At 62.4% G+C, this 13,748-nt stretch carries 14 protein-coding genes; 5 read left to right on the plus strand and 9 right to left on the minus strand.

Features of this window, described 5'->3' with window-relative positions:
* Positions 1-146 precede the first annotated feature (146 nt).
* Complete coding sequence (locus HGO40_RS11670; protein WP_250963117.1) at positions 147-548, minus strand: lysozyme inhibitor LprI family protein; 402 nt, start codon at positions 546-548, stop codon at positions 147-149.
* A gap of 153 nt (positions 549-701) precedes the next feature.
* On the opposite strand from HGO40_RS11670, the gene HGO40_RS11675 reads away from it, so the two are divergent.
* Positions 702-1,160 carry an SRPBCC family protein gene (locus tag HGO40_RS11675; protein ID WP_250963118.1) on the plus strand — a complete coding sequence of 153 codons (459 nt, stop codon included), beginning with the start codon at positions 702-704 and terminating at the stop codon, positions 1,158-1,160.
* Positions 1,161-1,640: 480 nt separating this feature from the next.
* Here the strand turns inward: HGO40_RS11675 and HGO40_RS11680 are convergent, their stop codons facing one another.
* Entirely contained in the window at positions 1,641-2,588 is a 948-nt protein-coding gene (locus tag HGO40_RS11680) for an AraC family transcriptional regulator (RefSeq protein WP_250963119.1), read from the minus strand.
* A gap of 203 nt (positions 2,589-2,791) precedes the next feature.
* Between HGO40_RS11680 and HGO40_RS11685 the strand changes: the two genes are divergently transcribed.
* A complete protein-coding gene (locus HGO40_RS11685) occupies positions 2,792-3,529 on the plus strand; it encodes an SDR family oxidoreductase (protein ID WP_250963120.1) in 738 nt (245 codons plus the stop codon).
* A gap of 186 nt (positions 3,530-3,715) precedes the next feature.
* On the opposite strand, the gene inhA is transcribed toward HGO40_RS11685, so the two are convergent.
* A complete protein-coding gene (inhA, locus tag HGO40_RS11690) occupies positions 3,716-4,402 on the minus strand; it encodes an isonitrile hydratase (protein WP_250963121.1) in 687 nt (228 codons plus the stop codon).
* Positions 4,403-4,501: 99 nt separating this feature from the next.
* On the opposite strand from inhA, the gene HGO40_RS11695 reads away from it, so the two are divergent.
* Positions 4,502-5,494: a GlxA family transcriptional regulator gene (locus tag HGO40_RS11695; RefSeq protein WP_250963122.1), complete on the plus strand. Its 993-nt coding sequence runs from the start codon at positions 4,502-4,504 to the stop codon at positions 5,492-5,494.
* Here the strand turns inward: HGO40_RS11695 and HGO40_RS11700 are convergent.
* Together HGO40_RS11700 and HGO40_RS11705 are read right to left on the minus strand one after the other, a co-directional pair.
* Positions 5,463-6,365: an alpha/beta fold hydrolase gene (locus HGO40_RS11700; RefSeq protein WP_250963123.1), complete on the minus strand. Its 903-nt coding sequence runs from the start codon at positions 6,363-6,365 to the stop codon at positions 5,463-5,465. The genes HGO40_RS11695 and HGO40_RS11700 overlap by 32 nt on opposite strands.
* A gap of 28 nt (positions 6,366-6,393) precedes the next feature.
* A complete protein-coding gene (locus tag HGO40_RS11705) occupies positions 6,394-6,771 on the minus strand; it encodes a hypothetical protein (RefSeq protein ID WP_250963124.1) in 378 nt (125 codons plus the stop codon).
* Positions 6,772-7,242: 471 nt separating this feature from the next.
* On the opposite strand from HGO40_RS11705, the gene HGO40_RS11710 reads away from it, so the two are divergent.
* On the plus strand, positions 7,243-7,605 hold the full coding sequence (locus HGO40_RS11710; RefSeq protein WP_250963125.1) for a DUF6124 family protein: 363 nt from the start codon (positions 7,243-7,245) through the stop codon (positions 7,603-7,605).
* Positions 7,606-7,749: 144 nt separating this feature from the next.
* Here the strand turns inward: HGO40_RS11710 and HGO40_RS11715 are convergent, their stop codons facing one another.
* From HGO40_RS11715 to tam, 4 genes are all read right to left on the minus strand, one after another.
* The gene (locus HGO40_RS11715) at positions 7,750-9,573 is read right to left on the minus strand and encodes a glycoside hydrolase family 15 protein (protein ID WP_250963126.1); all 1,824 of its coding nucleotides are present in this window, start codon (positions 9,571-9,573) and stop codon (positions 7,750-7,752) included.
* Positions 9,566-10,366: an SDR family oxidoreductase gene (locus tag HGO40_RS11720; protein WP_250963127.1), complete on the minus strand. Its 801-nt coding sequence runs from the start codon at positions 10,364-10,366 to the stop codon at positions 9,566-9,568. The genes HGO40_RS11715 and HGO40_RS11720 overlap by 8 nt, the downstream gene beginning before the upstream one ends.
* Positions 10,367-10,647: 281 nt before the next feature.
* Entirely contained in the window at positions 10,648-11,781 is a 1,134-nt protein-coding gene (locus tag HGO40_RS11725) for a cupin-like domain-containing protein (protein WP_250963128.1), read from the minus strand.
* Between the two features lie 91 nt (positions 11,782-11,872).
* Positions 11,873-12,643 (minus strand): trans-aconitate 2-methyltransferase, encoded by a 771-nt coding sequence (gene tam / locus HGO40_RS11730; protein ID WP_250963129.1) that lies wholly within the window; start codon positions 12,641-12,643, stop codon positions 11,873-11,875.
* 230 nt (positions 12,644-12,873) lie between these two features.
* On the opposite strand from tam, the gene HGO40_RS11735 reads away from it, so the two are divergent.
* Positions 12,874-13,608: a thioesterase II family protein gene (locus tag HGO40_RS11735; protein WP_250963130.1), complete on the plus strand. Its 735-nt coding sequence runs from the start codon at positions 12,874-12,876 to the stop codon at positions 13,606-13,608.
* Positions 13,609-13,748 lie beyond the last annotated feature (140 nt).

Genomic DNA, 13,748 nt, shown 5'->3' on the forward strand with positions numbered 1-13,748 from the left:
CCCCATGTGAGAGTAGGTCATCGTCAAGATTAAATTCCGAAACCCCTATCTGCTGATGCAGGTAGGGGTTTTGTTTTGCCCGCGATAAAAACGCTGACCAAAAAAAGGATGACCTGCAGAGGTCATCCTTTTTTACTTCCTGGCTATCAAGCCTCGGGTACGGGGCAGCTCAGATCCCCCTCCTTGCACTTGAGATAGGTCTTGAATGCCTCGACCCGGGCTTTAGTCTGGGTGGTGATGCAATTGTCATAGATCAGCGGATATACGCTGCCGCCCTCGACGCCAGAGGCGGAGAATTCACATTCTGCGTCACGGAAGCCTATCCAGGCACGCTGTGCCTTGACCAGCATGTTCTTGGCGTCGGGATTGTCCTTCAGGCGTGCGGTGATCTGCTTGTACAAGCTGTTCAGCTCGTGGTCGGCGGCCTTGCTTTCCTTGGCTGCGCACTGGTTCATTTCGCCTTGGGTGATGGCGTTGGCGCAGTCGTCGGCCTTGGCAACAGCGACAAAAAGCAACGGTGTCAGGGCCAGAAGCCAGCGTGGGGACATGTCGGGTCTCTCCTTGAGGGGTGGAAAACGCCGGGGGAGTTTACAACGCTCCATACAGTTTTAACGCCGGCAGCGCTAAACAACTCTCTGATACAACTTTCCGGTTGGCCTTGTGGTCGTACAAGCCTACTGTTGAAACACAGGAGGTGACACATGCATTCATCCGACCGCATTGAACGAAAGATCCTGCTCAAGGCCCCGCGCTCCCAAGTCTGGCGCGCCCTGGCCAATGCCGAAGCCTTCGGCCAGTGGTTTGGTGTCGCCCTTGAGGGGAAACGGTTTGTAGCAGGTGAGCGTACCCAGGGGCAAATCACTTACCCAGGTTACGAGCACCTTATCTGGGACGTCGCGGTGGAGCGGGTGGAACCCGAGCGAGTGTTCTCGTTTCGCTGGCATCCTTACGCAGTCGAACCCCAGGTGGATTATTCCCAGGAGTCTGAGACCCGTGTGTTATTCGAACTTGAGGACATGGATGGCGGTACCTTGCTCAAAGTCGTGGAGTCAGGTTTCAACAACATCCCAGAGGCTCGCCGACTCAAGGCTTTTCGCATGGACAGCCGTGGCTGGGATGAGCAAATGGCCAATATTGAAACCTTCCTGAACAAGGCTTGAGATCGAACGGCTGGTGGAGCTAAGGGTTTTCGGAAGGGCAGGTATAGCGAATGTCTTACACGAGATGGTAGCTATGTCGTCTATTTCGTTTTGGATCCGAGGCGTAATCTGGACTCATCCACTGAAGCACAGGAAGTGCTCAGGATCAGGGACGATCGACCATGCAAGGATTAGCTATCGACAGGGAGTCGTAATGGTCTTGGAAAAACCCGCTTCGGCGGGTTTTTTTTCGTCTGCTGGAACGTGTCAAAGGGTTCTATAGCGAAACGCTTACACGGCGTTGCTGCTTTCTCGTCTTTTCCCAGGACACCGGCAGGCCTAATCTATGTTCATCCACTGGGTACAGGGAGTGCTCAGGGTCATGGATGATTGGACCAGGCATGGAATGCCGGACAGGGAGTCAAATTGGTCCTCAAAAAACCCGCTTAGGCGGGTTTTTTTTCGTCTGTGAAAAAGTAGCCTGATGTGCCAAACGCAGGGTCAAGCGCCACTGGCTTGCAGCGCCTGGGCACGCAAACGAGCGATGTCCTTGCTCGGCGAGGCGCCAAATAGACGGCTGTATTCGCGGCTGAACTGCGAAGGACTTTCATACCCCATCTTGTAGCCGATTGACGAAACATCGCTGCTCTCCGCCAACAACAACCGGCGGGCCTCTTGCAGGCGCAGCTGTTTCTGATATTGCAGGGGGCTCATGGCGGTCACGGCCTTGAAGCGGTGATGCAGGGCCGAAGGGCTGAGGTTGATCATTTGTGCCAGGCTGTCGATGCTCAGCGGCTCGGCGTAATGACTATTGAGCCACTCGATGGCGCGACTGATGCGATGGGTCTGGGTGTCGGGAATGGCGATATCGTGCAAGCGCCGGCCTTGGGCGCCACGCAGCAGCCGGTAGAAAATCTCCTGTTGGGCCAGCGGCGCGAGCGTGGCGATATCGTCCGGGCTGTCCAGCAGCCGCAGCAAGCGCAACACCGCGTCCAGCAATGGCGCATCGATGCGATCCAGGAACAGCCCACGTCCGGTTCTTTCGGCCGGCACGCCGATGGGACTGGCGTCGGCAATCAGGCGACAGATCTGTGCCGGATCGATGTCGAGGCGGATGCACAGGTAGGGGCGCTCGGGACTGGCTTCAATCACCTGGCCGGCCAACGGCAGGGTCACCGAGACGACGAGGTAATTGAGCGGGTCATACACGTAGCATTCGTCCGCCAGGCGCACTTCCTTGCGCCCTTCGACAATCACGCACAAACCAGGTTTGTGCACGGTGTGCAGGGCTTCGGTTGGTTCGTCGCTGCGGATCAGGTGCAAGGCCTCGATGGCCGTGGGATGGACGCCGAAGTCCGGAGCGAAGCGCATCATCAGGCTCGCCAGTTCGGCGCGACGCTGATGGACGCCGTCGTCTGACGCCATGTGGATGGACGTGGATACCGACATGCCGATCAATCTCCCAGGCCAAATGAGTGGACCGCGCTAGTAAAACCGATTGCGCGGTTGCCGGCCAGAGTCGGATTTATCGCTACAGGATCGTGCAAGTGCGCAGGAGAATCCGACTAACCCAAGCAAAGGTCGGTTGCCTAATCTGGACCTGTCAAAACGCTCCCACCCGGGGGCCAACACGTCCAGACGAGGAAACCATCATGTCCGATATTCAAAACAAAGTCGTGGTCATCACCGGCGCCAGCAGCGGGATTGGTGAAGCGGCGGCGCGGTTGCTCGCGGCTCGCGGTGCTCGTGTCGTACTCGGCGCCCGGCGTATCGATCGTTTGCAAGCGCTGGTGCAGGAACTCGAAGCCGCCGGCCAGCAGGCGGCCTGCAAATCCGTGGACGTGAGCCGCCGCGATGACGTCCAGAGCCTGATTGACTTCGCTGTCGAACGGTTCGGTCGGGTCGACGTGATCATCAACAACGCCGGGGTCATGCCGCTCTCCAAACTCGAGGCGCTGAAAGTCGAGGAGTGGGACCGTATGATCGACGTCAATATCCGCGGCGTGCTTCACGGCATCGCCGCCGGCCTGCCGCTGATGCAGCGCCAACGTAGCGGGCAGTTCATCAATATCGCATCCATCGGTGCCTACGCCGTCAGCCCGACGGCCGCTGTGTATTGCGCCACCAAATACGCCGTGCGGGCGATTTCCGAGGGCTTGCGCCAGGAAGTCGGAGGTGATGTGCGCGTGACGGTGATTTCCCCCGGCGTGACCGAGTCGGAACTGGCCGAGAGCAATTCCGATGAAGGGGGGCGTGCCGAAATGCGTGAGTTTCGCCGGATCGCCATTCCGGCCGAAGCCATCGCCCGGGCGATCGCCTATGCCATCGAACAGCCGGCGGATGTGGACGTCAGCGAACTGATTGTGCGACCCACTGCCAGTCCGTTCTGAGTCGAGTTGAACCGACAAGGAAACCCTTTGTGGCGAGGGAGCTTGCTCCCGCTGGGTTGCGAAGCGACCCCAGGATTTTGCGACTGCTGCGCAGTCGAGCGGGAGCAAGCTCCCTCGCCACAATGGGACTGCCTCAAGGTTGTGTCCAACCCGACATAGTCTGTGCGCCGGCGTTGGTGCTTATCGTTACGCCAGTTCCAACCGCGCCGCAGCACGCTGGGTGATCTGCGAGCGCACCCGGAACGACTCGGCCGCACGCCGTTGGGCTTCTTCCAGGACGCGCGTCGGCGCGGTGTCCGGGCTGCCGGCGGTAAACGGCGGGGCAGGGGCGTATTCGAGCTGCAGTTGGACCAGCTCGGCGGTGTCCTGGTCGAACAGTTCGGCCGCCAGGGTCAGGGCAAAATCGATCCCGGCCGTGATGCCACCCCCGGTGAGCAGGTTGCCGTCGCGGACCACGCGGTCCTTGACCGGCGTCGCGCCCAGGGTTAGCAACAGGCTGTGATAGGCCCAGTGAGTGGTGGCGCGCTTGCCTTGCAACAGGCCTGCCGCACCGAGCACCAACGCACCGGTGCACACCGAGGTGATGTATTTCGCGTCGGCGGCTTGCCGCCTGACGAAGGCCAGCGTCTGCTCGTCTTCCATCAGCGGCCCGACGCCGGTCCCGCCGGGGACGCAGATCACATCGAGCTTCGGGCAGTCCTCGAACGTGGTGGTGGGCAGCAGCACCAGCCCGGTACTCGCGGTGACCGGGGCCAGGTCCTTCCAGATCAGGTGGACCTTCACATCTGGCAACGAGGCCAATACGTCATAAGGGCCGGTCAGGTCCAACTGCTGGACTTGGGGGAATAACAGCAAACCGATCTGCAACGTCATGTCGCGTTCTCCTTTGGATGATGCCCGAGGGGTGGACGGTTTTACTTTAGATCCGTAGGCTCTGGCGTATACGCCAATAAGCCCACGAATCACGCCAATATGCCCAACCCACCGAAACCCGTTCATGTCCTGGCCTTCGCCAACGTGCAAGTGCTGGATGTCACCGGGCCCTTGCAGGTGTTTGCCTCGGCCAACGATTTGGCTCGCCAGCAAGGCCTGCCGCTGCCTTATACGCCGACGGTCATCGCGGTGGGTGGCGGGGCGGTGATGTCCTCCGCGGGGTTGGCGCTGATGGCCGAGCCGCTGCCGAGCGAGGGCAGCGACACGTTGCTGATTGCTGGTGGCTGGGGCGTGTACGAAGCGGCGAAAGATCCGGCGCTGGTGGCCTGGATCCAGGCGCACGGCCTGCGTTCGCGAAGGGTGGCGTCGGTGTGCACCGGAGCGTTCCTGCTGGCCGCCAGCGGGTGGCTGGACGGACGGCGCGTGGTGACGCACTGGACTCGCTGCGAGCAATTGGCCGAGCAACATCCGCAATTGCGGGTCGAGCCCAACCCGATTTTTATCAACGACGGTCCGGTCTGGACCTCGGCCGGGGTGACGGCCGGCATCGACCTGGCCCTGGCGCTGGTCGAGGAGGACTTGGGCCGCGCGGTGGCGCTGGAGGTCGCCCGCCAACTGGTGGTGTTCCTCAAGCGTCCTGGCGGGCAATCGCAGTTCAGCGTGACGTTGTCGCTGCAAAAACAGGGCAGTCGGTTCGATGACCTGCACGCCTGGATCGCCGAAAACCTCACCCGTGACCTTGGCCTGTCGAGCCTGGCCGCCGAGGTGGGCATGAGCGAGCGCAGCTTTGTGCGTCACTACCGCGCCGACACCGGCCAGACCCCGGCGCGGGCCGTCGAGTTGATTCGCGTGGAAACCGCGCGCCGTTTGTTGTCCGACACCGCGGTGTCAATCAAACGGGTGGCGGTGCAATGTGGTTTTGGCAGCGAGGAAACCTTGCGCCGAAGTTTCCTACGGGCCATGGGCGTGACGCCCCAGGCCTATCGCGAGCGGTTCGCCGTCAGCCCTCAAGCAGATCCAACAACGCCTTGAGCGTGGCCTCGGGAGCTTCCTGGGGAATGTTGTGGCCGACACCGGCGAGCACTCGGCGCTCATAAAAACCCGTGAAATGCGCAATGTCTTCATCGTGTTCCGCAGCAGGCCCCACGCCATCATCGGCGCCGCACAGGGAAATGCTCGGCACGCTGATGGCCGGTTGCGCCGTCAGTTTTTCCTCCATCCACTCCAGCGTCGGATCGCCCGGTGCGTACATGAAGCGATGGCGGTAGGAGTGGATCACCACATCGACGAAGTCCGGGTTGTCGAACGACGCGGCGCTGAGGGGGTACAGTTCGGCGCCACGTTTCCAGGTCGGCGACCACAGGCGCCAAAGCAAGCCACACAGCTCGCGCCGGTTCTGGGTCAGGCCCTCGACACCCCGGGCCGTGTGGAAGTAGTACTGATACCACAGCCGATGTTCGGTTTCCGGGCCCAGCGGTTGCCTGGAGCGCGGAATATCCTGCAGGTTGTAGCCATCGCCGGTCACCAGGCAGCGCACGCGCTCGGGCCACAGTGCCGCGACGATACACGCCGCCCGACCGCCCCAGTCGTAGCCACACAGCGCCGCTTGGGGGATGGAGAGTGCGTCCATCAGGTCCAGCAGGTCCTGGGCCAGGGCGGCTTGCTGGCCGGAGCGCAGGATGGCCGGATTGTTGAAACGGGTCGGGCCGTAGCCGCGCAGGTAGGGCACGATGACCCGGTAGCCACGCTGGGCCAGGGCCGGCGCGACTTCATCGAACGCCCTGGGATCGTAAGGAAAACCGTGCAGCAGGATGATCGGGTCGCCGCTGGCGGGGCCGTGTTCTTCGTAGGCAATGCGCAGTAACGGCGTGACGGCGAAGTTGATCCTGGGCTCAAGGTTCATGTCGGCCTCCGGCAGTGTGCGGTTGTGTTCAGGCAGGTTCCTGGTTGACGTATTTGGCCCGATCCGGCGTGAACGTCACAATCATGTTCGTGCTGGAACAGGTCAGGGTGCGCTCCTGGGTCAGGTCGATGTCCAGGTCTTCACCGCGCAGGCCCTGCCATTGGGCGAGGTATTTGAGGCAACCGAATTTTTCGTTTTTCTTCCGGCTGCGGCTGACGCCACCTTTCCACCCCAGCACCGGCAACTCCCCGGCCAGACAGCGTTGCGCCAGTTCGGGAAACTTCACCGAACGATCGCGGCCGATTTCCCAGCACTTGATCAAGCCCCGGTCGTGGCCTTCCCAGAGGTCTTCGCGGGTCAGGCCTGTTCGGGGTGGGGTGGTGATGGGGCGTTTGATATGGGTCATGTCAGGTCCTTGAGTCGGGTTTTTATCGGGCAGCTCCGCTGCACCCGTGAGAGCGTCGATCTTAGGAGGGGTTGGCGGGGCTGGCAACTCGAAACGGGGTGTAACGCTAAATGGGTGGCTTGCGGTGATTGCTTCTGTGGCGAGGGAGCTTGCTCCCGCTAGGTTGCGAAGCGACCCCATACCGGACGCTGTTTTTTGGAGGCTGGAAGATTTTTGCGCCTGCTGCGCAGTCGAGCGGGAGCAAGCTCCCTCGCCACGGGGTTGTGTTCCTACAAAAAAATAGGTGAACCGGAATTTTCTGGCGACTCACGTCGGTTGCCGGTTCGGAAGGGGTGGGGATAGGCTTTGCCCGTCGCTGCAAAATCAGCGACCGGGTTTGGTCACCCGTCCAATGTCAGGCGCATACGCGCCAACCTCAGCCTTTTTCGTAGCGAGGTCGGTGAACTCATTTTTCAAGCTAGGAGTTTCACAATGGACAAGATCAATCGTCATGGAGCCGAAAACCTCTCTGCCTACACCACCTTCGATACACAAAAACTCCGTGAAGCCGCCGACCGGGCGCTGAACGTTCACTTGTCTCCTCCCGCCCCACCCAAGCCCGACACCCAGGACGGCCAGGTTTTCACCGTGGTTCCCGGCCTCAACACCGAATCGGTGCTGACCACCCTCAGCGAAACCCTGGCTTCGGCCGATGCGCTGGTCAGTGACCTGGGGTTCGAGTTGGAAGGTTCCCGGCGTCATGTAGCGCTGGGGATTCAACAATTGATCGAACTGGCCAGGTTGCTGGCCAACCGAGCGTTGGATGACCTCGAATTGGCCGACTCAATACAATAGTCAGCCCACCACTTTCCCTGTGGCGAGGGAGCTTGCTCCCGCTCGACTGCGCAGCAGGCGCAAAATCTTGGGGTCGCTTCGCAACCCAGCGGGAGCAAGCTCCCTCGCCACAGGGACTGTGCCCAGTCTGAAGGGCCATTCAGCTCACGGCTGCCAATGATTCTTCTCGCCGCTCAACTTGCGGTCCAGGAAGCTCGCCGCACTGATCAGCGCCAGGTGGGTCAGGGCCTGGGGAGTATTGCCCAGATGGTAGCCGTGGCTGTCGAATTCTTCGGCGTACAACCCCAGCGGGTTGGCGTAGCGCAGCAGTTGTTCGAACTCCAGCTGGGCTTTTTCCACGCGGCCGGCGCGGGCCAGGCATTCGACGTACCAGAACGAGCAGGCGGCGAAGGAGCCTTCGGTGCCGCTGAGGCCGTCGATGGGGCTGTCGTCGTTGCGGTAGCGGTAGACCATGCCGTCGCGCACCAGGCTTTTTTCGATGGCATCGAGTGTCGACAGCCAGCGCGGGTCGCGGGCGCTGACGAAGCGCACCAAAGGCATCAACAGCATCGAGCCGTCCAGGGCGGTGCTGCCCAGGCGCTGGATGAAATGCTGGTGTTCGTCGTTCCAGAAGTGGGTCCAGATGTCCTGGTAAATGGCCTGGCGGGTCTCGTCCCAGCGAGCGAACGGGGCGGGCAGGGAGCGTTTTTCGGCCAGGCGGATGGCGCGGTCGACGGCGACCCAGCACATCAGCCGCGAGTGCAGGAAATGCTGTTTGTCGCCGCGCATTTCCCAGATGCCCACGTCCTTGTCCTGCCAGACAGTGCATACCTGGTCGATCACCTCGACGGTGTGTTTCCAACCTTGATGGGAGATGGCTTCGCCGTATTTGTTGACCAGGTACACCGCGTCCATCAGCTCGCCAAAAATATCCAATTGCACCTGCTGGTAAGCCAGGTTGCCGATGCGCACCGGTTGCGCGTTGCCGAAGCCGCTCAAGTGCGGCAGCTCGGTTTCCGGCAGTTCCTGCCTGCCGTCCAGGCCATAAAGGATGTTGAGTTTGGTCGGCTGCTCGCAGCAGTCGCTGACCCGGCCCCGCAGCCAGCGCATGTAGGCATTGGCTTCGTCGACGAAACCCAGGCGCATGAACGCGTAGACCGTGAACGAAGCGTCGCGGATCCAGGTGTAGCGGTAATCCCAGTTGCGCTCGCCCCCGCGGGTTTCCGGCAGGCCGAAGGTGGCGGCGGCGAGGATGGCGCCGTGTTTGCGCGAGGTCAGCAGTTTCAGCGCCAGGGCCGAGCGGTTGACCACTTCGCGCCAGCGCCCGCGATAGTTGGATTGGCCGATCCAGCCGCGCCAGAACGCCAGGGTCCGTTCCAGGCACATCGCGCTGGCATCGTCCTGCAGGCGCGGGTCGTCGATGCCGCCCAGCAGGAATTCGGCGCGCTGGCCCTGTTCCAGGGTGAACTCGGCCACGGCGACGTTGCCGTCCAGCGTCATGGGCTGATCGCCGCATAAACGCAGGCTCGGATGCCCCGGCGCGCTGAAGCAAATGTGGCTGCCGTCCTGGCTCGCGGTCGTCGCGGCCCGGGCGTAGTCATGCCGCACCGCGCAGCGCAGGCGAAACGTCGCACTGCCGACGGTCATGTGGACCTTGCGCATCAGCACCGGCAAATCGTCTTCGCTGTCGCCGATGGGCAGCAGGTCGGTGATTTCCACCACAGCGCCGTCGCTCAGCCAACGGGTTTGCAACACGTTGGTGTCGGGCAGGTAGATCTGTTGCCGACGGGCGTTCGGCAGGTCAGGCGCGAGTTGGAAAATGCCCGCTTCCGGAGTATCGAGCAGGGAACAGAAGATCGACGGGCTGTCGAATTCCGGCCAGCAGAAGAAATCGACGCTGCCCCGGTCGTTGACCAGCGCGGCGCTGCGCATGTCGCCGATGATGCCGTGGTTCTCGATGGGGCTTTGCGGTTCGTCATGGTCAGCCATTGCCGCGAAACCCCGGATAAAGGCTCAACCCGCCATCGATGACCAGCCTGGTGCCCTCCACATAATCGGACCAGTCCGAGGCCAGCCAGACCACCGCATTGGCGACGTCCTCGACATCGCCGACGCGCCCGTATGGAATCAGCTCCAGCAGTTTCTGCTCCTGCTTGCCCTCGGTGGCTTCGCGGTTGATGGCCGTGCGGATGGCGCCGGGAGCGATGCTGTTGATGCGGATGCGCTGGTGGCTGGTTTCCTGGGCCAGGCTCTGCATCAGCAGATCGACACCGCCCTTGGACGCGGCGTAATTGACGTGGCCGGCCCAGGGAATGCGCTGGTGCACCGAGCTCATGTGGATGATCTTGCCGGCGGCCCGGGACACGCCCTGGCGAATGCCCTGGCGATTGAAGATTCGCAGGGCGGCGCGGGCGCAAAGGAACTGGCCGGTGAGGTTGGTGCCGATCACGGTGTTCCAGTCTTCCAGGCTCATATCGACGGCGGCGGCGTCTTTTTGCAAACCGGAATTGGCCACCAGGATGTCCAGTGTGCCAAAGGCATCGAGGGCTTGGGCGAACAGGTGCTCGACCTCCTGTTCCTTCGATACGTCGGCCCCCACGGCGATGGCGCGGCCGCCGTTGGCGTTGATTTCACGGGCCAGTTCTTGCGCCGGCTCGGCGTTGGAATGGTAGTTGAGCACCACGGCGGCACCCGCATCTGCCAACGCCTTGGCCGCGCCTGCGCCAATGCCGGAGCTGGCGCCGGTGACCAGGGCAACCTGTCGGGCGAGGGATATCTGCATGGTCTAGCACCTTGAGTTGAGGGCCTTACCTGCTGACTGGTTTGAGGTGGGTGGAGTTCAGTTGGGTGAGGCGGTCATTCACAATGAACGGAACACATCAACAGATGTACAACACAAGACATGTGGCGAGGGAGCTTGCTCCCGCTGGGCTGCGCAGCAGCCCCAAAAGGCAATGAGCTCAATCTACCTGAATGTTCGAGGCGTCAGGTTTTGGGGCCGCTTCGCAGCCCAGCGGGAGCAAGCTCCCTCGCCACAAAAGGCCGCCTGCCGCAGGGCCGCTGTTACCACCCCCGTCCCGAATTCACCCAGAAATTCACCGACAACGACGTCGACACCGACTCCACCTGGTGAAACCAGCCCTCCGGCAAAAACAGCAAATCCCCAGCCTCCAGCGTCACGCGCAGGAAGGTCACGTCACGGGCCTGGGGGAAGCGTTGGTAGTCCGGCGCGTCCGGGTTGAAATCGCAGCCGTCCAGCCCGCCTTGGGGCGCCGTGGACCAGGTGCCCAAGGCTTCGCGATGATGAGGCGCGGCGAGGGTGAAGGTTTTCTGGCCCCAGACCTGGGCGAACAGATTGTCGGTGTCGTCGCGATGCAGGGGCGTCAGGGTGCCCTTGGGGCCGATCCAGATACGCGGTGGGATGAACAACGACGGGTCGAAGTAGGGCGGGTACTTGATCTGCTCCATTAGCTGCGCCGGCAGGATGTTGTTGCCCATGTAGGCCGGTGGTTCACCGTCGGCACCCTTGGCCGCCGGGCTGTCGAGGGAAGCGATAAAGTCGGCCATGGACGTGGAGCGAAAATCCCGCTCGGTGGAGAAGGTCTTCTTCACGTAGTCGCCATGACGGGTGATGCCTTGCAGCTCGGCGAAATGCACCAGGGATTCTTCGCGGCTGAGCTTGAACAACGGCCAGTCCTGCAAGGCATCGCTGATGACCAGCGGAATGCCGTGGGGCAGGTACCGGGCGCGGAATTCCTGCACCGACAGCCCACCGCGGGGCCGCCGTTCCACGCTGCGTTGGGTCGGCAGGCTGGCGGTGAGTTTTTCGCTGCAGCGCGGCGGGGGCGGGTAGCGCTTGTTCATGTCAACCTTTTCCACCACGCCACCGCCATGCCGGGCATGGTCGATGATCTGCGGCAGCAACGTCGCCAGGCCCATGTTGCCGCCGATTTTCAGGCGACCGCTGGCGAACAGTTCTTCGACATTGGCCATGCCGGCCATGATCCCGAGGAAGTCCTTCTCCGCCACCTCGATGGTCACGTCGGGGCTGGTGTGGCGGCCCGCCTCGGTGCGGCTGCTGGCCTTGACCTCGGACCAGTACGCCTGGTGCGGGCCGAACACGAATTGGAAGACGCCTTCGATACCAACGGCGCCGGCATTGGCGAACAGCTTGCCCAGGATGGTGTGCAGGTCCACGGCGGTCACTCTTGCGGGTTTTTGGTCTTAGCAGGTAACGAGGGCCCGGATCAGAAATTTAGGCCCTGTCGCTGCGTCATCGACCCTCGCCCTATCGCGTCGCGACCATGAACAGCCGGGGAAACGGCAGCAGCACCGTTCCATCGTCCTGTGCTGGGTAAGCCTGTTCGATCGCCTTGAGATACTGCGCCAGGTATTGCTCGCGCTGTGTCTCGTCCAGCGGCTCGAGAAACGGCCGCAAGGCGCTGCCCTTGAACCATTCCACCACGCCTGCGGCACCGCCGGCCAAGGGGTGATGGTAGGTGGTGCGCCACACATCGACGCGGCTGCAGTGGGGCTTGAGGATCGCGTAATAGGCGCTGGCATCCGCCATCTCGGTACGCGAATCAGCCGCCGCGGCCAGTTGGCTGGCCCAAGGCCCGTTGGCGGCGATTTCCCGCATCAAACGGTGGGAGGGCTGGGGCAGGTTGTCGGGCATCTGGATCGCCAGGCTACCGCCGGGGGCGAGTTTGCCCATCAGCGAGGGCAGCAGGGTCGCGTGGTCGGGCAGCCATTGCAGCACCGCGTTGGCGAAGATCACGTCGAACGGCCGGGGTTCATCCCATTGGCCAATGTCGGCCGTATCGAATGTTACGGCGGGCAAGCGCTTGCGTGCGGCGTCGACCATGTCGCTGGAACTGTCCAGGCCGCGTACCGTGGCGCCGCTGAAATGTTCCACCAACAGTTCGGTGGAGTTGCCCGGGCCGCATCCCAGGTCGATCACCGTGCGCGCCTCCACGGGAGGAATGGCGGCGAGCAGGTCCCGGGACGGACGGGTGCGTTCCTGTTCGAAGGTGACATATTGCTTGGCGGACCAACCCATGGCGTTCTCCTGTGCGGTGCAGGGATCGAGATGTCGCCAGTATAAGGTCGTGTGGGAAGATGAGCCGCGTTATCGTTCATCGCGGGCAAGCCTTGCTCCCACATGCCTCGCTCTCACATGCCTTACACCCAGAAGGGGCAGGCATCTCGTGGCGAACGTCACGGTTTTGACTAATTCCATGGGTTAGGATTTCGTTATCTTCCCTACACGACCGATCGGAGAAAACCGCAGTGACCCAACTGACCCTGCTGTGCCTGCCTTATTCCGGCGCCAGCGCGATGGTGTATAGCCGCTGGCGGCGCACGTTGCCGCAATGGCTGCACGTGCAACCGGTGGAATTGCCGGGGCGCGGTGCGCGCTTCGACGAGCCGCTGCACACCGACATGGGCCCGTTGGCGATGCAACTGGCGCGGGAGCTGCACCCGACGCTCCAGGCCCCGTACGCCTTGTTCGGCCACAGCCTGGGCGCGCTGCTGGCCTGCGAAATCGCCCATGCCCTGCGTGAGCTTGGCAGCCCGGAACCGGTGGCGCTGTTTGCCTCCGGCACCGCGGCGCCGACGATGCGCGCCGACTATGACCGCGGTTTCGCCAAGGCGAAAACCGACGCTGAGTTGATCGAGCAACTGCGCACCCTCAATGGTACGAGCGAGGAGATACTGGCCAATGAAGAGCTGATGGACCTGACCCTGCCGATCCTGCGGGCCGACTTTTTGCTGTGCGGCCGTTTCCAGCCACGGCAACGTCCGCTGCTCAAGTGCCCGGTGCATGTATTCGGCGGCACGGCCGACAAGGCCACCACGGAGCAACTGATGGGCTGGCGCCAGGAAACCACGGGCAGCTTCTCGGTCGACATGCTGGCGGGCGGGCACTTCTTCATTCATGAGCACGAGGCCAAGGTGCTGCGGCTGATCAAGGATCAATTGAGCGTGCATCATCGGCGGCATGGGTTGGCCATCAGCGCCTAGCCCGTTCAAGACCCGCTTCTGTGGCGAGGGAGCTTGCTCCCGCTGGGCGGCGAAGCCGCCCCAAAGAAACTTGCAGTAGTCCAGACAGACCGCATCAGCCGGTTTACGACTGCTGCGCAGCCGAGCGGGAGCAAGCTCCC

It is taken from the genome of Pseudomonas sp. CG7 (assembly GCF_023701885.1).
In the GTDB taxonomy this organism is placed as follows: Bacteria; Pseudomonadota; Gammaproteobacteria; order Pseudomonadales; family Pseudomonadaceae; genus Aquipseudomonas; species Aquipseudomonas zanjanensis.